Here is a 19,632-nt window from a genome sequence, read left to right as displayed (position 1 = left end):
AACCTCCGCGTGCTGGAGGAACCTCCGCGTCCAGGAGGCCCGCTACCTCGGGTTGATGTTGATGCCGCTGCCGGCCGGCACGGGTACGACAGAGACCTTGCCTTCCTGGACCGCCTTGTAGAGCACATAGCCTTCGGGGCCAAGGACCTTCACGAGTTCGCGGATCGACTCCAACTCCGTCCGCACGGTTTCGTTCCGCTGCTTCTGCGCGTTGTTCTGGGCCACCGCCTCCTGCTCGGCGGTCAGGGCGGCCCGGATGTTCTCCGGTGGCACCGGCGCCTGCAGGGTCAGGACAGCGTTCCCGCACGGGCCGGCACCGGCGTACGACGGCTGGCAGAAGAAGTCAGCGCCCGCCTGGTCCTTGATGAACTGCGAGGCCAGCCGGCCCACCTCGTCCTCCCACTTCTCCTTCACCGCGGGATCGGAGTAGAGGGCCTTGTAGCCGTACTTCTTCGAGGCGGCATCCATCGCCTTGTCGAGTGGCTGCCTGAGGTAGACGTTGAGCATGGTCGTCCAGCCCTCGGTGGTCTGGCCTTCGTCCATATAGGCCTGGAACTTGATGCCGATCCGCTCGTGGAACTGCCGCAGCGTCTTGCAGTCGGTGTTGAGTGCGAACGTCGCGACGCCCGTCACCGTCATCGTGACGTTGTCGCTGGTGACGACACTGATCGGGTTGCCGTCAGAGCTCTTGCCGGCGCTGAAGTCGTACGTCCGTTGGCCGAAGGGGTACGTGTAGTGCAGGTCGCCCGGGCCATCCCAGCCGCGCGTGCTCGGATTGACACACGTGTCGAACTTCGTGCTGGACAACGGGCCGGCGTTGTAGGTGAGACCCGCCTCGTCGGGCTGGGTGCTGATGCTCGTACAGCCATTGAGCGCGATGACCGCACCAACCACTCCGACAATGGTCAGGGCCAGAATGGAGCGTTTCCTCATCCGCGCAGCTCCTTCTTCTCGTAGGTGCGGATCTCGTCGATGATGATCGTGCTGAGATGGGGGTCGAGTTCGCGCTGGTCCCAGGCGAGGTCCTTCAACCGCGCGACGAGGTCCCGTAACGCGGCCTTCTCCCGTCGCAGGCGCCCGGCATGGACGAAGGCCGCGCCCGCGGCGCCCAGCGAGGCGAGGAAGACGGCGAACCACAGAGCAAGCAAGGCTGTACGCATGGTTCCCCCTGAGGACAGACTTGTCGGAGGCTCCAGGGTCAGAACCCCGAAACCTCCGACAAGTGTGGCGTATCCCGCCTACTCGGCGCCGAGCCGCTCTGTGTATATGGTCGCGTTCGGCTTCTCGTTCGCTGCGCGGGCGGCTGTGCTCGTTCCTCGCTTGCCGACCACTCCGCTCACTCGGTGCCGAGCCGCTGCTTCAAACCATCCAGCTCCGACCACAACGGCGTGGGGAGGGTGTCACCGAACTTCGCGAACCACTCCGCGATCGACGGCACCTCCGCCTTCCACTCCTCGACGTCCACGCGGACCAGCGCCTCGGCATCACGCCGGTTGAGGTCAAGGCCGCTCAGGTCGAGAGCCTCGGGCGTTGGGACGTACCCGATCGGCGTGTCGACCGCCTCCGCCGCACCCTGGAGGCGCTCGATCACCCACTTGAGCACCCGGCTGTTCTCGCCGAAGCCAGGCCACAGGAACTTTCCGGCCTCGTTGCGGCGGAACCAGTTGACGTAGAAGATCCGCGGCAACTTCGACGCATCCTGCTGCTTGCCGACGCTGATCCAGTGGCCGAAGTAGTCGCCGGCGTCGTAACCGATGAACGGCAGCATCGCCATCGGGTCGCGGCGTACGACACCCACCTGGCCCTCGGCCGCGGCCGTGGTCTCCGACGACAGGGTGGCACCCATGAAGACGCCGTGCGTCCAGTCCCGCGCCTCCGTCACCAGCGGAACCGTCGTGGCGCGGCGGCCACCGAAGAGAATCGCGGAAATGGGTACGCCGCGCGGGTCGTCGTACTCCGGCGCGACGATCGGGCATTGCATGATGGGCGTGCAGAACCTGCTGTTCGGGTGGCTGGACGGCTCGTCTGACTCAGGTGTCCAGTCGCGACCCTTCCAGTCCGTCAGGTGTGCTGGGGGTTCCTCGGAGTAGCCCTCCCACCAGACGTCGCCATCGTCGGTGAGCGCGACGTTGGTGAAGAGCGAGTTTCCGCGCTCGATGGTGCGCATCGCGTTCGGGTTCGTCTTCCAGCCGGTGCCGGGCGCGACGCCGAAGAAACCGAACTCGGGGTTCTGCGCGTAGAGCCGCCCATCCGCACCGAACCGCAGCCACGCGATGTCGTCTCCGAGGGTCTCGACCTTCCAGCCGGGGATGGTCGGCTCGAGCATCGCGAGGTTCGTCTTACCGCAGGCACTCGGAAACGCCGCGGCGACGTAGTAGACCCGCTGCTGCGGTGAGGTGAGCTTGAGGATCAGCATGTGCTCGGCAAGCCAACCCTCGTCCCGCGCGATCGCGCTCGCGATCCGCAGGGAGTAACACTTCTTGCCCAGCAACGAATTGCCGCCATATCCCGAGCCGTATGACCAGATCTCGCGCGTCTCCGGGAAATGCGAAATGTACTTGGTCTGGCTACACGGCCACGCGACATCGTCCTCGCCGGGGGCCAGCGGGGCGCCGACAGAATGCAGGCAGGGAACGAAATTCCGGTCCTCACCGAGTGCGTCAAGGGCGGCTTGCCCCATCCTCGTCATAATCCGCATCGATGCCACGACGTACGCCGAATCGGTGATCTCCACGCCGAACATGGGTTGGTGCGGTGTCGGCTGGTGGGGGTCCGGCTGACCGGAGCTGTCGGAACGTCCGCTGTCAGTATCCAGTGGACCCATGCAGAACGGTACGACGTACATCGTCCGGCCCCGCATACTGCCGCGGTACAGCTCCGTCATTGTCTCCTTCATCCGCGCGGGGTCCATCCAGTTGTTCGTGGGACCCGCGTCGGCCTCCCTGACCGAGCAGATGAACGTGCGCGACTCGACTCGGGCGACGTCGCTTGGGTCGGTACGCGCCCAGAAGGAATTGGGCTTCTTGTCAGGGTTGAGGCGCGCAAGGGTGCCGGCCGCGACCAGCTGGTCGGTGAGGCGCTGCCACTCCTCGTCGGAGCCGTCGCACCAGTACACCTGGTCCGGCTGGCACAGGTCAGCCACCTCTTGTACCCAGGCGCGCAGTCGGGCGTGGCGGGTGGGGATAGCGGCGGGAGCGTCGCCGCTGGTTCCGATCACCTTGCCGGTCGGTGTCGTCGTCGTGGACATGCGGTCACCGTAGGTGGGACACAAGCCGATCCGGCATGACTGAAGTCCTGACCACAATCACCGGAAAGGGCTGTCCGATGTGTTCTTGCGGATCGGCTGCAAAGGATTGCAAGCAGCTGTCCTGGCAAGACCAGATCAACCGCAAGGCTACTCCGCTGGTACGGACCAGGCCATACCTAAGCCGGCGCTGCGCCGTTCATCAGCTGGTGCGCCGATCGACCGGAGATGAGCACCCGATGAGGTTGGGGACCAAGGTCCTACCCAGGGACGGCGGAGATGCGGGCGGCTGTGCTGGTGTCCGAACGCCATCAGTCAGCGGCTCGGTGGTGCTCTGCTGCTCCTGGCCTGTCAGGTTCGGAGGCGTTGGTTGCGGATGGGGTTGCGTTGTTGGTCGATCCATTCGGGTGGGATGAATTCGGGTACGCCATCCGCTGCCATGCGGACTTGCCAGGTTCCTTGGTGGATGAGGCGGTGGTGGTAGCCGCACAGGAGGGTGCCGTTGGCGAGGCAGCTTCAAGACTGACGAGCAGGTCGGAAAGTTCCTGGCCGGGAACCGACCACAACAGTGCACCGGACTCCTCGTCGAGACGGGCACGTATCCGCTCGACCAGCACCGAGAACGGGTGCCGGCCCGTGTCCGCCGAGGTCGAATCCATGCCCGAACACTAGCGGCGACCACCGACAACTCCCCGGCCCCGAAAGCCCAACGAAACAAGGGCATCCGGCGGCCGGCAGGGCCATCGTTTTGGGTCGGGGGCCCCTTGGCCAATAGAGCCGTACAAGTGTGCCCCCGACCCAAACGGCAAGCATCACGGCGCCTGTACCGGCCACGGCACGCTGCCCAACAACCTGAGGGCCCATGATCATGAAGCCAGAAAGGGCTATACGTCCCGAAACCCTTCATGATCACGGACATGATCACGGAGGCGCGGGGGTAGCGCGGCGGCTACCGGCCGGCGAGTCGCTCGACGACGGGGGCGAGCTGGTCCATGAACATGCCGTTCACCGAGATGTAGGAGATGCCGAGCGCATCGCGGCGCCTGAGCAGCGTGTCCGCCATTTCGGCGGGCGACCCGGTGAGGATGGCGGCGGAACCCTTTGCCACAAGGTCGCTGGGGTCGGTCCCGAGCTGCTTCGCCATCCATGCCGGGAGGTTCTCGCCCACGCCGGCGAGGTTCATGCTGAGTTCGAGCCGGTCGAAGCGGTCGCCAGCGATGTCGCGTAGCTCGCCGACCTTCGTGGCCAGGTCGTACTCCGTCGCCTGCGGACCCAGGCCGATCGCCACGATGTCGGCTTCCCGTGCGGCGAGTTCAAGGATCCGCCGCCCGGCGCCGGCGACGAGGATCGGCGGGTACGGGCGTTGGACGGGGCGGAGTTCGCTGGGGCCCGAAGGCTTCGAAGGGCCGCCCGCTGCGTTCTCGTCGCCCTTGTCGAGGGTTTCCTTGACCGTGCGGATCGTCTCGGCCAGATGGCGGACGCGTTCGCCTGGCGTACCAAAGGAGGTCCCGAGGCGTTCGGCGTCCTTCTCCCCGCCCGGCCGGCCGGCGCCCAGGCCCAACTCGAAGCGGCCGTTGGTCAGCAGGTCCACACTGGCGGTCTCGTGTGCGACCGCAGCCGGAGAGCGGACCGGGGTGTTGAGGACGAAGGTGCCGACCCGGAGCGTGCGGGTCGCTGACGCCGCGGCTACGAGGGCAGGGGACGGCGACAGCGTCCAGAGCGTGTCCGGCGCCAGCAGGGTCGAGTAGCCGAGTTCCTCGGCGCGGCGGGCTGTGGCGGCCCATGCATCCCCGGTGGTCGCCAGCCCGGCGACGATGCCGAAGCGGAACGGACGTGTGGACATCGGGGCTCCCTTTGTGCGTACGAGTGCGCGGTCAGGTCCCAGGATCGCGGCGACAGGGGTCCGCGGTCATCGGTCGACTGGCGCGATCTGGCGTACGTCGGCAGGCGTCATCGGCGAGCCCGCGTCTACATCAACCGACGTACACATCCGGCTACCTACCCACGGTCGTCCCGCTGTTCCCGGCGTCGGTTCGCCCGCACGAAGGCTCCCGCGCTGGCCGCGGCCGCGGCAGCTTCGGCGGCGCGTTCCGCAGTGGTCCTGTCGAGGGGATCGCCGCTGATCAGGAGGCGGTAGTAGAGCGGCGCGGAGACGGCGCGGATCACCTCGTGGGTGTCCGTCCCTTCGGGTACCTCTCCCCGGTCGATCGCCCGTTGTACGCACGGCGCCCACTCCTTGATGCGAGCGTCGTAGAAGCGCTGAAGGGCCTCGGCCGTGCGGGTGTCACAGGTGGCGGCCGCGATGAGCGCCTTGAACAACGCGCCCTGGCGTGGGTCGGTCAGCGTACGCCGAACGAGCTTGGCGTTGGCCGTCAGGTCGCCCACCAGGGAGCCCGTGTTGGTACGCGGCAGGGACTGCTCAGCCATGTCCCTGAGGAGGTCGGACAGGAGGTTGTGCAGCGTTCCCCAGCGGCGGTAGACGGTCGTCCTGCCCACGTCGGCGCGCCGCGCGATGTCGGCGAGGTCGAGGCTCGCGAAGCCCTGCTCCGCCAGCGCGTCCTCAGCTGCTCGGAGCACCGCGGCGCGCACCCGCGCAGTCCGGCCGCCCGGCCGCACGGTGCCCGGCCCGGCACTTCCCTCAGGGTCCATAACGGTCCTCCAGTTTCGTTAACTCCTCAGTCTCTGTTATGGTCACTCCCATCTTAAACGGAGCTGCGGAACCGTTAAGAACCCGACCCACCACCACGACCTCCAAAGGAGCGGACAGACATGGAATTCAGACAGTTGGGCGCATCTGGGCTCAAGGTGCCCGCACTGTCCTTCGGAGCTGGCACCTTCGGTGGCCGGGGGCCGTTGTTCGGTGCCTGGGGCGACACCGACGCCAGGCAGGCGCGCCGCCTGGTGGACATCTGTCTGGATGCAGGCGTCACGATGTTCGACACCGCTGACGTCTATTCGGACGGGGCATCGGAGGAAGTGCTTGGCGAGGCCATCAAGGGCCGCCGGGACCAGGTGATCCTCTCCACCAAGACCAGCCTGCCGATGGGCGACGGGCCCAACGACGCCGGCTCGTCGCGTTCCCGCCTGATCAGGGCATGTGAAGACGCGCTCCGCCGACTCGGCACTGACTACATCGACCTCTTTCAACTGCACGCCTTCGACGCTGGAACGCCGATCGCAGAAGTGCTGTCCGCCCTCAACGATCTCGTCCGCGCGGGGAAGGTTCGCTACGTCGGCGTCTCCAACTTCGCCGGCTGGCAGCTCATGAAGTCGCTCGCGATCGCGGAGACGTATGGCTATCCGCGTTACGTCGCACACCAGGTCTACTACTCACTCGTCGGCCGGGACTACGAATGGGACCTCATGCCGCTCGGTCTCGACCAGGGCGTCGGTGCGGTCGTATGGAGCCCGCTTGGTTGGGGGAGGCTGACCGGCAAGGTGCGTCGAGGTCAGCCGCTGCCGGCCCAGAGCCGCCTGCACCAAACCGCCGGCTATGGCCCGCCGGTGGACGACGAACACCTTTACCGGATCGTCGATGTCCTCGACGAGATCGCGGACGAGACCGGCAGGGCCGTTCCACAGATCGCGCTCAACTGGCTGCTGCGGCGGCCGACCGTGGCATCGGTGATCATTGGCGCCCGCGACGAGGCGCAACTCCGCCAGAACCTCGGCGCCGTCGGGTGGGGCCTGACGCCAGAGCAGGTGGCGAAACTCGACGCGGCGAGCATCCGCACGGCGCCCTACCCGTACTTCCCTTACCAGCGTCAGGAGGGCTTTGCGCGCCTCAATCCACCACTACCGCTTACGGGCGTACCGACGCGTGGGTGCGCTGAGCCGGGATCGGCGGCGGGATAAGGGCACCCGGATTGAGGATTCCGCGCGGGTCGAGCGCTGACTTCACCGCGGAGAGTACGGCGACGCCCGCGACGCCCACCTCGGCCTCGAGATAGGGCGCATGGGCCCGGCCGACCGCGTGGTGGTGGCTGATCGTCGCGCCAGCGGCCGTGATCGCGGCGTTGGCGGCCGCCTTGGCCCGCTCCCATTGTTCGACCGCCGCCTCGGCGCCGGGCAACTGGCGGGCGAGCACAGTGAAGTAGAGCGACGCGCCGGTCGGGTAGATGTGCGACACATGGCACAGGACCAGCGAGGGGGTCCCGTGGCTGGCCAGTGTGTCGCGAAGGGCCCGGCGGACGGCGGCGTACAACTCCCGGAGCCGCGACCAGCTGGTCGCCGTCTCGACGGTCTCCACGAGGAGGCCGGCATCCAGCAGGGCGTCCCGCTGGTGCGGCCCGGAGAACCGGTGCCGCCGCCACGCCTCACCCGCGCGCCCCCCGATCCACACGGCGCCGGACTTCTGCAGGGCGGGCAGGACGAGCCGCCGGCGCCGGCGTACCGCGTCAGCGCTGCCTTCCCACCCGAGGACGCAGAACGCCGGGGTCCGGGCACCGCGCATCCGGGCGAACAGCCCGGCGGCCCGGCCCTTCGCGCCCTGCAGCGCGAGCGTCGCCTCCGTCTCCTCCTCGTCCGACAGCCGTATGACATCGGGCACCATGCCGTCCTGGACCAGCATGCGGATCACGTCGAGCCCGCGTTCGAACGCCGGGAAGGCCCACATCTCGTACTTCCGCGCGGCGGGTACCGGCCGGACCCGGAGAGTCAGCTCCGTGAGGACTCCGAGCGTGCCTTCGGAGCCGGTGAAGAGGGCGCGCAGGTCGGGCCCGGCGGCGTTCGGCGTACCCGTACCGAGGCGGAGCTCGCCCACCGGCGTCGCGACCCGCAGCGCCACCACCATGTCGTCGATCCGGCCATATCCCGTGGACGCCTGCCCGGCGGAGCGGGTCGCCACGTAGCCGCCGAGCGTCGCGCGCTCGAAGCTCTGGGGTACGTGGCCGACGGTGAGGCGGCTGCCGGTGAGCAGCGCCTCGGCGCGCGGGCCGGTGACGCCGGGCTGGAACGTCGCGGTCCGCGACACCTCGTCGACCGCGAGCAGCCGGTCCATCCGGGACAGGTCCAGCGTGACCACAGCCTCGTGCTGCCCCCGCTGCGGCTCGACTCCGCCGACAACGCTGGTGCCGCCGCCGTACGGTATGACCGCGATCCCGTGGTCGCTCGCAACGGCCAGGATCGCGGCCACCTCGTCGTGGGTGGCCGGCCACACGATCGCGTCGGGTACGACGACGTGGTGGCCGAGCCGGCGGCGGAGCAGGTCGGAGTACGACTGCCCGCCCGCGTGGGCCAGCCGGGCCGTTGGATCCTCGTCGACGTACTCCCCACCGACGGCGTCGCGGAGCGCCTCCGCCGCCGCGCGCGGTAGCCCGCTTGGTGGGACAGGAATGACCGAGACCGGCACGGCCGGCTGTGGCGTCAGCTCACCAAGGCGCTGTGCAAGCCACACTAGGACGCGGTTCGACGGCACCACATCGTGCTCTCGTCCCGCCCACCGGGAAAACGGGCGGGCACCTAGTCCTGCGTGTGCAAGCTCGTCCATGGGGAGAGCGTGACATATGGCAACCGCTGATCACCCGGATAGCGCGCAGGATGCTGCCCAGCGCGGGTCGGATCCGCCGGGCGTCGCGGAGAACCCTGACGTCGAGCAGATCCTCGCGGAGTACGACGAGGAACGCCCGGCCCGGCGGCTCTCGGGTCCAGTCGCCCTCGGCGTCACCGTGGTGTGCGGTCTGCTCAGCGTGGTCGTGCTCTATCTGGTCTTCGAACCATTGGCGAAAGGCACGCAGTACTTCCTCACGCTCTTCCTCGCCGTCACGCTGCCGTTGACGTTTCTGTCGTACCGGTCAGGGTTTCGTCGGCGTACGCGGACGGGCAACGGCGAGGCGACCGCGGCGCACGACAACCCCGGCTGGCTCGACTGGGCGCTCGCCGCGGTCTCGCTGGCGGCCGCCGCCTATCCGCTGGTTGGGTTCGACGGGTTCCTCGAACGCCGCCAGACGCCGACCACCCTCGACCTCGTGGTCGGGCTGATCCTTACCCTCCTGGTCCTGGAGGCGTGCCGGCGGACGACCGGATGGTGGTTGCCGGCGATCTGCCTGGCATTTTTCGCGTACGCCTATTACGGCGGCTATCTGCCCGTCGACTGGTCGCTCGCCCACGTCGGCTTCAACATCGACGAGATCGTGCCGCAGTTCTTTATGGGAACCAGCGGCTTCTACGGCACTCCCCTGAGTGTGGCCGCGACCTACATCGTGTTGTTCACGATCTACGGCGCGGTCCTCGACATGTCGGGAGCGGGGAAGTTCTTCATCGATCTGTCGTTCGCCCTCATGCGGGGAAAGAAAACCGCATCGGGCACCCGCGGCCCGGGCTCGCGGACGGCGCCCGGGCGTACGGTCACGCTCGCGGGTTTCCTGCTCGGCACGGTGTCGGGATCGGGTACGGCGACCGCGGTCAGCCTCGGCTCGGTGGCCTGGCCCATTCTGCGGCGGGCGGGCTATCCGAAGGAACAGGCCGGCGGCGTGCTCGCGGCGGCGGGCATCGGTGCGATCCTGTCACCGCCGACCCTGGGCGCGGCGGCGTTCATCATCGCCGAACTCCTGCGGACCAGCTATCTCACGGTGCTGGTCTACGCGATCATCCCGACGATTCTCTATTACGTCGGGATCATCCTCGCGATCGAGATCGACGCGCGAAAGCAGGGCGCCAGGCCGGTCGAGATCGCGAGTGGGTCACCGTGGCGATTGTTCCGCCGATTCGGGTATCACTTTTTGTCGCTCTTCCTGATCGTCATCTTTATGGCGCTGGACATTCCGCCGTTCAAGGCCGTGGTGTTCGCGACGATCCTGCAGTTCGTGTTCTCGTTCCTGGATCCGGCACACCGGATGACGCCGAAGCGGCTGCTCGAGGCGCTCGCGGCAGGAACGCGGAGCGTGTTGCCGGTCGCGGCGGTCTGTGCGGCGGCCGGCATCATCGTCGCGGTGGTGACGCTCACCGGGCTCGGGCTCAACCTGGCATCGATCATCGTGGACGCGGCGAGTGTGGTCGGCGACAACCCGGTGCTGGTACTCCTCCTCACGGCGCTGTTCGCGGCGGTCGCGGTGGCGGTGCTCGGCCTCGCGGTTCCGGTCACGGCGTCGTTCATCATCGCGTCGGTGATCATCACCCCGGCCCTGGTCGAACTCGGGGTCAGCCGGCCTGAGGCGTACATGTTCGTCTTCTACTACGCCGTCCTGTCGGAGGTGAGCCCGCCGACGGCGCTGGCCGCGGTCGCCGCTGCCGCGATCACCGGTGGAAACCCGATGCGGACGATGTGGGCGACCTGGAAGTACGCGCTGCCGGCGTTCCTTGTGCCGTTCGCGTTCGTCCTTACCGACAACGGTTCGTTCCTCCTCGCGCAGGGGCCGCTGGTCGGGATCGCCTGGGCCACCTTGGTCTCCGTGGTCGCGGTGGCCGCGCTCGCCGTCGCTACCGGCGGGTGGATCGTGGGGCCCGCACACGCCGCGGAGCGGGTGCTTGCGTTCGCCGCGGCCCTCCTGCTTCTGTACCTGAAACCGCTCACGATCGGCCTCGGTGTCCTGCTCCTCGTCGTCGCCGTCGCCACGCATCTTGCCCGCCGGCGGTTCGCGTCGCCGGTCCCGAACTCGAGAGGGAATCCCTTATGACATTGAGAGGTCGCGCGACCAGGGGCGCACAGCGTCGCGGAACGATCCTCCGGATTGCGGTTGCGGCGCTCGCGGGGGTACTCGCGCTGGGTGGGTGCGGCGGGAAACGGACTGACGCCGGTGACAGCGAAGGATCCAGCGGCTCCGCCAAGGGCGGGCGGCTCACCATCGCCACCGGCAACACCACCGGCGTCTACTACCAGCTCGGCGGCGGGCTCGCCCGGCTCATCGACCAGAACCTCAAGGGATACAAGGCGACCGCGAGCGAGACCGGCGCGTCGGTCCAGAACATCCAGGGCGTGGTGGGCGGGAGGTACGACATCGCCTTCTCGCTGGCCGACACCGCGAACGACGCCGTCGAGGGCCGGGGTGCCTTCTCCTCGCCGCAGCCGGTCGAGGCACTCACCCGGCTCTACCCCAACTACACGCACGTCCTCGTCCGCTCTGGCACGGGCATCGACTCCGTGGCCGACATGAAGGGCAAGCGGGTGTCGACCGGCTCGCCCAACTCCGGTACCGAGGTGATCGCGCACCGCCTGCTCGAGGCGGCCGGCCTCGATCCCGCCAAGGACATCAAGGCGCAGCGGCTCGGCCTCCCCGAGACGCAGGACGGCATGAAGGACGGCACGATCGACGCGATGTTCTGGTCGGGAGGCCTGCCGACTGGCGGCATCACCGACCTCACGACATCCATGCGGGGCAAGGTGAAGTTCCTCGACCTCTCCAGCCAGCTGCCGGCGTTGCAGGAGGAGTACGGCTCGATCTACGAGTCGGGTTCGATCCCGGCCAAGTCGTACGCGCAGCCGGCGGACGTGGCCACCATCGTCGTACCCAACGTGCTCGTCGCGAAGAAGGGCTTTGACCAGAAGCTGGCCGGGCAGCTGGTGAAGCTGATCTTCGACAAGCGGGCGGACCTGGAGAAGGTCAACCCGGCGGCGGGCGACATCTCCCTGGAGAACGCGAAGAAGACCAACCCGATCCCGCTCAACCCAGGGGCGGTCAAGGCCCTGGACAAGCTCGGCGCGAAGTAGGCGGGTTCTTTCGGGGTGGTGGGAGGATCCGCCGGGGTTTCTCATTGTGAAGACTTTGGGGTGCTCTAGGCCCCCGAAGTCTTCACGATCTCCGCTTTCACTGGCTCGGTCGCGTTCCTCCGATGCCCGGGATTGTCCGATTGCGGTGGATGAGGTAGTACGCCCCATCAAGTCCGGTTCAGCTCCGGGCGAAGGACGGCTGGGTCGCTGGCGTGGCGGGTGGGCGGTTGGCCCATGCCGGGCCGGGCGCCTGCCCGCTGGTCGAGCGTTGGGTTGGCGTGGTTCGATGGAGGGCGTCCAGACTTGGGGCATTCGCGGGCTGGCGGGTGGTACGGGGAGGCAGGCGTCCGGACCCGGGGACCACCTCGAAGTCGGCGAACCTGTACACTCCTGAGTCGGCCCAAGCGCTCGTAGCTCAACGGATAGAGCATCTGACTACGGATCAGAAGGTTGGGGGTTCGAATCCCTCCGAGCGCGCCAGCTGTCCCCGGCTCTGACCTGCATGGTTGCGATTTCCGTCAGCAGACCCATCTGATCCCGTCATTGCTCACCGTTTGATCACATCCGTTTCATGACCGAGGTGTCCTGAAGCGCAGGTGTGGGGCAACTTGCCCGGCGGCGGACGCCGATGCGAGCGGTCTCGGCGAGGCGGGCGACATCCGCTAGCGCGAACGCTAAGCGGTGCAGTGCGTGATCAAGCGGCTCAAGCGCAGCCGGGTAGTCGCGACTCGATATGGCGAGCTCGCTGTCCGCTACGAGGTCACCATCCACATCGGAGTGATCACCCACAGCGCCTGCCCCAGGGTCGAGTCGTGCCCGAGATTGAAGCACCGACCGCGCCTAGTGCTGCCGCTGTCTATCGACTTGACGGTTGCTTCGTCAAGCGACTAGACATAGCCTGGTGAAGGCACGGGAGGTCAATCGCAGGATCGAACGGCTCGGCGGGCAGATGGTCCGTCAGGTTGGCTCGCACCGCCGCTACGCAGCCACCTACACGCGCGCTGACGGTGAGAAGGCGACAGCTACGACGACGGTTGCCCAACATCCAGGTGACATCCCGGCCGGCACTTTGCGGGCGATCGAGCGCGACCTCGAACCAGCTTTCGGGAAGGGGTGGTTGAGGTGACCACGTACCGGATTGTCGTCACGAGGGAAGGCGACAACTGGCTCGCCGACGTTCCCGAACTGCAAGGCGCTCACACCTTCGCCCGCACTTTACCTGCCCTCGACCGGTACATCAGGGAAGTCATCACCTTGGCCGCCGACCTGCCCGATGAAGCGATGCCGAGCCTGGTACTGGACTGGGATTTCCGCACCGGCGACCCGATGATCGACAACGACTCCGCACGCGTCCGTGCTCTGCGATCAAGGGCTCAAGAACTCGCCGAACAGGTGAACACCTCAACAGTCGACGCCGCACAGCGACTCGTCGCACGCGGCGTATCCGTACGCGACGCGGCGATCCTGCTCGGCGTCAGTCCTCAGCGAATCTCCCAGGTAACCGGCGGCCACGCCAAGGCCAGCTAACGCCGCTCAGTGGTAAGGCGCACTCCCGGCGGGACCCGTGCGGGTGAATGCGCTGTATTCACCCACCGCATGATGTGGGCTATGGGTGGGCAGCGGCAGTACCGGCGCGAGATCGGCGGCTACGAGATCCCCACCGGCGCACGTCTTGTCATGGATGAGGCGGTCGAGCAGATCCTGGCGCATGTTGCAGAGACCGGCAGCGCCGGTATCTACGCCGGCGACGGCACCTGGCGGGGGGAGATCGATGGCCAGGTCCTCGCACCGATGCTTGAGGGACCGGCCCGGGTACGTCGGGGGGAGCGGACTGACGGCAAGGACACGATCGTGGATGTCACTCCGGATGACAGCTTCGGCGATACCCAGGACCGGATCTACCAGTCCCGGCACTACGCCAGTCCGCGCTTGTCGCCCGTATGACTGTCGCTGATGTGCTGTACGCGGGGATCGGCGCGGGCTACCTGGAGCCCGTCCCAGCGGGCCGTGTCAACGACTCCACAAGCCGTCGGTCCACGATGTCCGCGAACGTCGGGAGATACGTCGAGGAGCGAGGGGTGAAGGTCTTGGGGACTGGGACTATCTACACGGGCGTATTAACGCTGCACCTAACAGCCCGGGACATGCAGGAGGCCGATCTGCCGGATCTCGCCTGCTTCTACTCCCAGCTGGGCTTGCAGAAGATGCCCGGGGAACTTGAGCGGGCCTCCTCCCACCGTGGCAAGAAGGCGATCGAACGGCTCGCGAAACGCTTCCCGAACGCGGTCATGGTGCACACCCCGGTCCACGCCTCCTGGCTGAACCAGGTTGAGGTCTACTTCTCCGTCGTGCAACACAAAGTCGTCTCACCCAACGACTTCACCGACCTCGCTGAGGTCGAAAACCGCCTGCTGGCGTTCGAAAAACGCTACAACGCCACCGCGAAACCGTTCCGATGGAAGTTCACCAAAAACGACCTCGACGATCTACTCACCAGAATCGACCAACACCAGACAGCCGGTGTGGTTGTCGCCCCGGCAGCGAGTGCGCGCGACGTGGGCTGCGGCTTCGATGAGTTCGTGGTCGACGGGGTGGGGTCTGCGTGGTCATCTTCTCTGCCTTCGTCGGATGTCATGCGACGTTGGCCCACCCGATCGGGGCGGACGAGCCCGTGCTTGATGAACCTTGGTCGTTCTTTGCGATCATCGCTTTGAAGGCGCCGGGCTGAACGCGCGGAGGGCGTGTGCCACGAGCGTGTGGAGCTGCTCGGGGTCGGGCATGCCGAGGTGGTAGACGAGTCGGTGGTAGACGGGCCCGTAGATCAGGTCGAGAGCCACGTCGAGGTCGGCGTCGGCGGCAAGTTGGCCGTCGCGCTGAGCTTGCTGCATGCGCCTCTTGAACGCGTCGATGCGTGGCCGGATGACTCGTTCCCGCAGGTCGTGTGCCAGCTCGTCGTCGTAGAGGGCTTCGGCGATGAGCCCTGCGACGGCGGAGGTCTTCGGCGGCGTGAACAGGCCGATGACGGCGGTGAGCTGAGTGCGTAGGTCGGCGGCGAGGTCGCCGGTATCCGGGAACTTGGCGACCGTGGTCGCCATGTCGTCGACGGCCTCCAGGACGACGGCACCTCTGGAGGGCCACCACCGGTAGATCGTCTTCTTGCTGACGCCGGCGCGCGCGGCGATGGCTTCGATCGTGAGCCGTCCGTAGCCGAGTTCGGCGCACAGTTGCAGCGCCGCGTCCAGGATGGCTCGGCGGCTGGCTTCGTTGCGGCGCAGTGGGTTGGGCGATGTGGGCATGGCCTGCACTTTAGCAGGACACGGCACGTGTCGTGTTGACATCTCGGCCACACGGCACGTAGCGTGTCGCCAGCCGGCTGAGGCTACACGGCACGTAGCGTGTAGCGACTTGAAAGATCGAACGCTGTACGTCAGGAGATTCATGATGGGGACAAGGCAACAGCGGCTTCTCCGAAGCGGGGCTACGCAGACTGCGTGAGGTGCTGGCACGGCATGTCGATTCCGGGAAGATTCCCGGGCTTGTCGCCCTGGTCGGCCGGGGCGGTGAGACGCACGTCGAAGCGATCGGGACGATGCGCCATGACGGTGGCCCGCCGATGCGCCGGGACACGATCTTCCGGATGGCTTCAACCTCCAAGCCGGTTTCGATCGCGGCGGCGATGGTCCTGCTCGATGAGTGCGGGCTGCGGCTGGATGACCCGGTGGAGCCGTGGCTGCCGGAGCTCGCCGACCGTCGGGTGCTGAAGCGGATCGACGGCCCGCTGGACGACACTGTGCAGGCGCGGCGGCCGATCACCGTACGGGACGTGCTGACCTCCACGTTCGGGCTCGGCATGGATATGACGTCGCTGGGCACACCGATCATGGGCGCGGTCTTCGAGCAGGGCCTCACGCCCGATCTGCCGGAGCCGATGCCCGAGCCGGACGAGTGGATGCGCCGCCTGGGAACGCTGCCGTTGATGCACCAGCCCGGGGAGCGGTGGCAGTACCAGATCAGCAGCGATCTGGTCGGCGTGCTAGTCGCCAGGGTCACCGGCCAGTCGTTTGAGACGTTCCTGCGTGAACGCATCTTCGATCGGCTGGGGATGAAGGACACCGGTTTCCACGTGCCTGCGGACAAGATCGACCGGCTGCCGACCCTCTACGCCCCCGACCCGCAGACCGGAGAGTTCAACGTGTGGGACGAGGCCGCAGGTGGACGGTGGAGCCAGCCTCCGGCGTTCCAGGGCGGCGGTGGCGGGCTGGTCTCCACCGTCGACGACTACCACGCCTACTTCCGGATGCTGCTGAACGGCGGGATGCACGGGAGCGAACGGATCCTGTCGCGGCTCGCCGTCGAGCTGATGACCACCAACCGCCTCACACCCGAGCAACAAGCCGCCCGACACGCCATGGCCGTCAACAACGTCCATGTGTCGTTCGGCCAAGGGCAGCACGGCGGCTGGGGCTTCGGGATGGCGGTGCGCACCTACCGCGGCGACTACGCCTCCGTAGGCCAGTTCGGCTGGGACGGCGGAAGCGGCACCTCGACCTACGCCGACCCGGACAACCAGCTCACCGGAATCCTGCTCACCCAGGTCGGGCTGTCAGTCCCGAACGCGGTGCGGCTTATCCACGACTTCTGGACCACGACCTACCAGGCAATCGACGACTGACGCCGAGCCCTCGTAGACCCGCCCTCAACCCACGACATCCCATGCTGAGCTTCATGGCGGCTGAACCGTCGATGTTTCCGCGAGGTGTGGTCTTGGCCCTGTTCGCCCAAGGACTAACCGCATTCCACAGTCCGTCCGTTCAACGGAATTTCGTAACAGAGGTAAAGGAGCGCACAACCATGTCCATCACCCTGGCCGACCAGGACAACCTCACCCTGCGGACAGCCGCGCACGGCGCCGTCTCGCTGATGGCCGCCGCTGGTGCCGCCGGCTCGCCCCACAAGGTCGCCACCGCGGGCTCCATCGCCCTGGCCTCCGCGACCGGCCTGGTCGGGCACGTGCTCGCCGAAGGGTCACAGGGCACGAAACTCGACAGCAAGTCCGTAGCCACAATCGCTGACCAGGTGCTGCCAGCCCTGACCGAATCCATGAACCTGCTCAAGAAACAAGATCCGGCAGAAGCCGAGAACTTCCGCAACACCGTACTCGTCGCCATCGAAGCAGCCACCCGGGCCCACAAAGGCGAGCCCAGCCCCACCATGACCGACATCACCCGCAAAATCACCGAAGCCCTCGACGCCGCTTAACGGGAAGCCGACCCACGCTGCGCCGCCGTGTCACGGTGGTCCTCTCTGGCCCATGACACGGCGGCGCAGTGGTTCGTCCGAAGCGACTCCTGGGGCTTTCCCCTGAGAAGTGGACCCTGCTTGGGGAAAGCCCCACTTCGCGATGCTCTCGATCAGGTTGACGTGGGCTGCTCGGCCCGCCACCGCCGCCGCGCCCGCGGCTTTAGCCACCTCGCTTGGTCCGGGTCCCGAAGAGCGGGGGCCCGCGGCGGTATCCGCTGCCAGAGGGCACCCAACGAGCGAGTATGGCCTCGTGGACGAACCGCCATCGCCAGAAGAGATCCGCCGGATGGCCGACCGGCAACAAGTCCTCTGGTTGACACATGCGATTGCCTCGCCAGGGGGGTGGACGGCGCCCGAAGGGCGACGTGCCGGCTTGGACTGGGTACCGCCGCTGGGAGCCAGGCTCCGCCTAGACCGCATGCCTCGGTGGGTGCGGATCCTGCACTGGACACCCTTCGTCGACAGGTTCGCCAAGGTCTACCTGTGGAACCACGGCGGGTACGACGTGCTACCCCCAGGCGTCGACTGACAAGCAGCCGATTGGCCGCTGGGATCGACGCCTGTCGAGCTCTACGGATCAGAAGGTTGGGGTTCGAATCCCTGCGAGCGCGCCAGCTGACCCCCGGCTTTGATCTGCGCGTTTGCCTACGACCCATGCAGTCGCAGGGGTGCTCACTCGTTACGTTTCGGAGCCACGCGCACATGCGCGCGTTGACCTTGCTTGCCGATCAGGCTCAGGAACTCGACTGATCCGGCGCTGGTGGCTCCGAACCAGTGCGGGGTGCGGGTGTCGAACTCGGCGGCTTCACCGGGTGCCAGGAGGAGGTCGTGTTCGCCGAGGACCAGGCGGAGGGTGCCGTTGAGCACGTACACCCAGTCATAGCCCTCGTGGGAGCGCAGGTCCGGCTGCTGCTGGTCGGAGCCGCGAGGCAGCACGAACTTGTACGCCTGGATGCCGCCGGGCCTGCGGGTGAGCGGGAGGATGGTCGATCCGTCCGCGCACGCGACGGGGCGCAGGTTGATGCGTGGGTCGCCGGTGGGTGGTGCGTCGACGAGCTCGTCCAGCGTGACCCCGTGCACTCTGGCGAGCGGAAGCAACTGCTCTAACGTCGGACGTCGCAGCCCCGCCTCGAGCCGGGACAGCGTGCTTGCGGAGATTCCGGTCTGCTCGGACAGCTCGGCAAGCGTGACGTCGCGACGGAGCCTCAGCCGCTTCAGCCTCGGGCCCACCGCGTCGAGGGCCTGGTCCGCGTCGTGGTTCATGACCCTCCACTTTGCCATTCAGCAACGGAACTTGCCAGTCTGCCAATTGCTCGACCACTTTGGTTACGACAGCAACTTGTACCGGGGAGAGGAGTGCTCAGCGTGGCGGAGAAGATGCGGGACGTGGTGATCGTCGGCGGTGGCGCGGCGAGGTTGAGCGCCGCGCTGACGCTGGCTCGGGCACGTCGAAGCGTTGCCGAGGTCCAGTCGTACGGCGGCGAGATCGTCCAAGGACGCGTGAAGGTCGTGTCGGTGGAATCTGAGGGATTCGGCGTCTCCGTGGGTGGGGAGAGCGCGCCGCGGGGAACGTGGTCAACCCCGGCGATGCAGGTAAGCGAAGCCGCGGCCAACGGTGCGCGGGTGGCGATGACGATCAATACCGAACTGGTCTTCGCCGACGCCGATCGCGCCGTCGCGAGCACCCGGGCGGACGGGGAGGTGTGATGGCGCACTCGTTCGACAAGAACTATTGGGAACAGCACTGGGGCCAGCCGTCGGCTGTCGCTGGAGGCCACGGCGCGCACCCGAACCCCTACGTGGTCGATGCGGCCCGTGCGCTGCGGCCGGGGAAAGCTTTGGATGCCGGTTGCGGAGCCGGTGTCGAGGCGATCTGGCTGGCCGCTCACGGCTGGCAGGTCACCGGCGCAGACATCTCCGGACGCGCCCTCGCAACCGCGAAGGGGCAGGCCCATGATGCCTCCGTCGCCGACATGACGACCTGGATCGAGGCCGATCTGACCTCCTGGAACCCGCCGGACCGCTGGGATTTGGTCGTCACCAGCTACGCGCACCCAGCGATGCCGCAGTTGGCGTTCTACCAGCGCATCGCCCAGTGGGTGGCCCCTGGCGGCACGCTCCTGATCGTGGGACACCGGCACCACCATTCCGGCGATACCCACGGCCACGGGTCCACTCCTCCTGACGAAGCGAGCGTCACCCTGTCCGAAATCACGGCCAGCCTGGACCCGGCAACCTGGCGGGTCGACACCGCCGAAGAACACAGCCGGCCTCTCCCCACGCCTGGCGGCGACGCGGTGCTGCACGACGTGGTTGTGAAGGCCACCCGACTGACCTGACCAGGCACCGCGACCTCGCGGACAATCGGGCACCTGCAACGCCACCTCGGATCAGAAGGTTGGGGTTCGAATCCCTCCGAGCGCGCCGACGTCGGACCAGCACA

Annotated in this window: 20 protein-coding genes and 1 tRNA gene; 12 read left to right on the top strand and 9 right to left on the bottom strand. The window is 67.2% G+C overall.

What is annotated here, in order from left to right; translation table 11 throughout:
- Positions 1-42: 42 nt before the first annotated feature.
- The 6 genes from B141_RS0129445 to B141_RS0129420 form a co-directional block, all read right to left on the bottom strand.
- Positions 43-933, bottom strand: coding sequence for an SPFH domain-containing protein (locus B141_RS0129445; RefSeq protein ID WP_020578785.1), 891 nt, complete (start codon positions 931-933; stop codon positions 43-45).
- On the bottom strand, positions 930-1,160 hold the full coding sequence (locus B141_RS0129440) for a hypothetical protein (RefSeq protein ID WP_020578784.1): 231 nt from the start codon (positions 1,158-1,160) through the stop codon (positions 930-932). The genes B141_RS0129445 and B141_RS0129440 overlap by 4 nt, the downstream gene beginning before the upstream one ends.
- A 176-nt stretch (positions 1,161-1,336) precedes the next feature.
- Positions 1,337-3,247, bottom strand: coding sequence for a phosphoenolpyruvate carboxykinase (GTP) (locus B141_RS0129435; RefSeq protein WP_020578783.1), 1,911 nt, complete (start codon positions 3,245-3,247; stop codon positions 1,337-1,339).
- A gap of 308 nt (positions 3,248-3,555) precedes the next feature.
- On the bottom strand, positions 3,556-3,903 hold the full coding sequence (locus B141_RS49830; protein ID WP_157181386.1) for a hypothetical protein: 348 nt from the start codon (positions 3,901-3,903) through the stop codon (positions 3,556-3,558).
- 290 nt (positions 3,904-4,193) lie between these two features.
- Positions 4,194-5,087 (bottom strand): TIGR03621 family F420-dependent LLM class oxidoreductase, encoded by an 894-nt coding sequence (locus tag B141_RS0129425; RefSeq protein WP_020578781.1) that lies wholly within the window; start codon positions 5,085-5,087, stop codon positions 4,194-4,196.
- A 155-nt stretch (positions 5,088-5,242) separates the two neighbouring features.
- On the bottom strand, positions 5,243-5,893 hold the full coding sequence (locus B141_RS0129420) for a TetR/AcrR family transcriptional regulator (RefSeq protein ID WP_020578780.1): 651 nt from the start codon (positions 5,891-5,893) through the stop codon (positions 5,243-5,245).
- Between the two features lie 120 nt (positions 5,894-6,013).
- Between B141_RS0129420 and B141_RS0129415 the strand changes: the two genes are divergently transcribed.
- Positions 6,014-7,099, top strand: coding sequence for an aldo/keto reductase (locus tag B141_RS0129415; protein ID WP_020578779.1), 1,086 nt, complete (start codon positions 6,014-6,016; stop codon positions 7,097-7,099).
- Here the strand turns inward: B141_RS0129415 and B141_RS43450 are convergent.
- A complete protein-coding gene (locus B141_RS43450) occupies positions 7,047-8,732 on the bottom strand; it encodes an FAD-binding oxidoreductase (protein ID WP_084678601.1) in 1,686 nt (561 codons plus the stop codon). The genes B141_RS0129415 and B141_RS43450 overlap by 53 nt on opposite strands.
- A 16-nt stretch (positions 8,733-8,748) precedes the next feature.
- Here B141_RS43450 and B141_RS0129405 point away from each other — a divergent pair, with 16 nt between their 5' ends.
- The 7 genes from B141_RS0129405 to B141_RS50935 all read left to right on the top strand — a co-directional run bounded on the left by B141_RS0129405 (position 8,749) and on the right by B141_RS50935 (position 14,602).
- Entirely contained in the window at positions 8,749-10,857 is a 2,109-nt protein-coding gene (locus B141_RS0129405) for a TRAP transporter permease (protein WP_020578777.1), read from the top strand.
- A complete protein-coding gene (locus tag B141_RS0129400) occupies positions 10,854-11,888 on the top strand; it encodes a TAXI family TRAP transporter solute-binding subunit (protein ID WP_020578776.1) in 1,035 nt (344 codons plus the stop codon). The genes B141_RS0129405 and B141_RS0129400 overlap by 4 nt, the downstream gene beginning before the upstream one ends.
- Positions 11,889-12,292: 404 nt before the next feature.
- Positions 12,293-12,368 (top strand) — tRNA-Arg (locus B141_RS0129395).
- 421 nt (positions 12,369-12,789) lie between these two features.
- Positions 12,790-13,014 carry a type II toxin-antitoxin system HicA family toxin gene (locus B141_RS53010; RefSeq protein ID WP_040422677.1) on the top strand — a complete coding sequence of 75 codons (225 nt, stop codon included), beginning with the start codon at positions 12,790-12,792 and terminating at the stop codon, positions 13,012-13,014.
- Entirely contained in the window at positions 13,011-13,415 is a 405-nt protein-coding gene (locus tag B141_RS0129380) for a type II toxin-antitoxin system HicB family antitoxin (protein ID WP_202805963.1), read from the top strand. Before B141_RS53010 ends, B141_RS0129380 begins: the two co-directional genes overlap by 4 nt.
- Positions 13,416-13,496: 81 nt before the next feature.
- Positions 13,497-13,832, top strand: a complete 336-nt coding sequence (locus B141_RS0129375; protein ID WP_020578772.1) for a hypothetical protein — start codon at positions 13,497-13,499, stop codon at positions 13,830-13,832.
- Positions 13,833-13,966: 134 nt separating this feature from the next.
- On the top strand, positions 13,967-14,602 hold the full coding sequence (locus tag B141_RS50935) for a hypothetical protein (protein ID WP_202805962.1): 636 nt from the start codon (positions 13,967-13,969) through the stop codon (positions 14,600-14,602).
- Here the strand turns inward: B141_RS50935 and B141_RS0129365 are convergent.
- Positions 14,591-15,184: a TetR/AcrR family transcriptional regulator gene (locus B141_RS0129365; RefSeq protein WP_020578770.1), complete on the bottom strand. Its 594-nt coding sequence runs from the start codon at positions 15,182-15,184 to the stop codon at positions 14,591-14,593. The two genes, B141_RS50935 and B141_RS0129365, sit on opposite strands and share 12 nt — an antisense overlap.
- 200 nt (positions 15,185-15,384) lie before the next feature.
- Between B141_RS0129365 and B141_RS0129360 the strand changes: the two genes are divergently transcribed.
- Together B141_RS0129360 and B141_RS0129355 are read left to right on the top strand one after the other, a co-directional pair.
- Positions 15,385-16,560, top strand: a complete 1,176-nt coding sequence (locus B141_RS0129360; protein WP_020578769.1) for a serine hydrolase domain-containing protein — start codon at positions 15,385-15,387, stop codon at positions 16,558-16,560.
- 179 nt (positions 16,561-16,739) lie between these two features.
- Positions 16,740-17,147 carry a hypothetical protein gene (locus B141_RS0129355; protein ID WP_020578768.1) on the top strand — a complete coding sequence of 136 codons (408 nt, stop codon included), beginning with the start codon at positions 16,740-16,742 and terminating at the stop codon, positions 17,145-17,147.
- A gap of 714 nt (positions 17,148-17,861) precedes the next feature.
- Here B141_RS0129355 and B141_RS0129345 read toward each other — a convergent pair.
- Positions 17,862-18,452, bottom strand: coding sequence for a helix-turn-helix domain-containing protein (locus B141_RS0129345; RefSeq protein ID WP_020578766.1), 591 nt, complete (start codon positions 18,450-18,452; stop codon positions 17,862-17,864).
- A 102-nt stretch (positions 18,453-18,554) separates the two neighbouring features.
- Here B141_RS0129345 and B141_RS51810 point away from each other — a divergent pair, with 102 nt between their 5' ends.
- Both B141_RS51810 and B141_RS0129335 read left to right on the top strand, forming a co-directional pair.
- Positions 18,555-18,896 carry a hypothetical protein gene (locus B141_RS51810; RefSeq protein WP_020578765.1) on the top strand — a complete coding sequence of 114 codons (342 nt, stop codon included), beginning with the start codon at positions 18,555-18,557 and terminating at the stop codon, positions 18,894-18,896.
- The gene (locus B141_RS0129335) at positions 18,896-19,528 is read left to right on the top strand and encodes a class I SAM-dependent methyltransferase (RefSeq protein ID WP_020578764.1); all 633 of its coding nucleotides are present in this window, start codon (positions 18,896-18,898) and stop codon (positions 19,526-19,528) included. The genes B141_RS51810 and B141_RS0129335 overlap by 1 nt, the downstream gene beginning before the upstream one ends.
- Positions 19,529-19,632: the final 104 nt, after the last annotated feature.

The sequence above is a fragment of the Actinopolymorpha alba DSM 45243 genome (assembly GCF_000373925.1).
GTDB lineage: Bacteria > Actinomycetota > Actinomycetes > Propionibacteriales > Actinopolymorphaceae > Actinopolymorpha > Actinopolymorpha alba.
Note: the sequence above shows the minus strand (reverse complement) of the source record. Positions and strands in the feature narration are given on the sequence as shown.

Excerpts from the sequence above, each read along its gene's own strand:
- B141_RS0129435 (WP_020578783.1), bottom strand. The coding sequence starts at position 3,247 with ATGTCCACGACGACGACACCGACCGGCAAGGTGATCGGAACCAGCGGC.
- B141_RS43450 (WP_084678601.1), bottom strand. The coding sequence starts at position 8,732 with ATGGACGAGCTTGCACACGCAGGACTAGGTGCCCGCCCGTTTTCCCGG.
- B141_RS0129355 (WP_020578768.1), top strand. The coding sequence starts at position 16,740 with ATGTCCATCACCCTGGCCGACCAGGACAACCTCACCCTGCGGACAGCC.
- B141_RS0129445 (WP_020578785.1), bottom strand. The coding sequence starts at position 933 with ATGAGGAAACGCTCCATTCTGGCCCTGACCATTGTCGGAGTGGTTGGT.
- B141_RS0129420 (WP_020578780.1), bottom strand. The coding sequence starts at position 5,893 with ATGGACCCTGAGGGAAGTGCCGGGCCGGGCACCGTGCGGCCGGGCGGC.
- B141_RS49830 (WP_157181386.1), bottom strand. The coding sequence starts at position 3,903 with ATGGATTCGACCTCGGCGGACACGGGCCGGCACCCGTTCTCGGTGCTG.
- B141_RS0129365 (WP_020578770.1), bottom strand. The coding sequence starts at position 15,184 with ATGCCCACATCGCCCAACCCACTGCGCCGCAACGAAGCCAGCCGCCGA.
- B141_RS0129415 (WP_020578779.1), top strand. The coding sequence starts at position 6,014 with ATGGAATTCAGACAGTTGGGCGCATCTGGGCTCAAGGTGCCCGCACTG.
- B141_RS0129400 (WP_020578776.1), top strand. The coding sequence starts at position 10,854 with ATGACATTGAGAGGTCGCGCGACCAGGGGCGCACAGCGTCGCGGAACG.
- B141_RS0129375 (WP_020578772.1), top strand. The coding sequence starts at position 13,497 with ATGGGTGGGCAGCGGCAGTACCGGCGCGAGATCGGCGGCTACGAGATC.
- B141_RS0129345 (WP_020578766.1), bottom strand. The coding sequence starts at position 18,452 with ATGAACCACGACGCGGACCAGGCCCTCGACGCGGTGGGCCCGAGGCTG.
- B141_RS0129405 (WP_020578777.1), top strand. The coding sequence starts at position 8,749 with ATGGCAACCGCTGATCACCCGGATAGCGCGCAGGATGCTGCCCAGCGC.
- B141_RS0129335 (WP_020578764.1), top strand. The coding sequence starts at position 18,896 with ATGGCGCACTCGTTCGACAAGAACTATTGGGAACAGCACTGGGGCCAG.
- B141_RS0129425 (WP_020578781.1), bottom strand. The coding sequence starts at position 5,087 with ATGTCCACACGTCCGTTCCGCTTCGGCATCGTCGCCGGGCTGGCGACC.
- B141_RS0129440 (WP_020578784.1), bottom strand. The coding sequence starts at position 1,160 with ATGCGTACAGCCTTGCTTGCTCTGTGGTTCGCCGTCTTCCTCGCCTCG.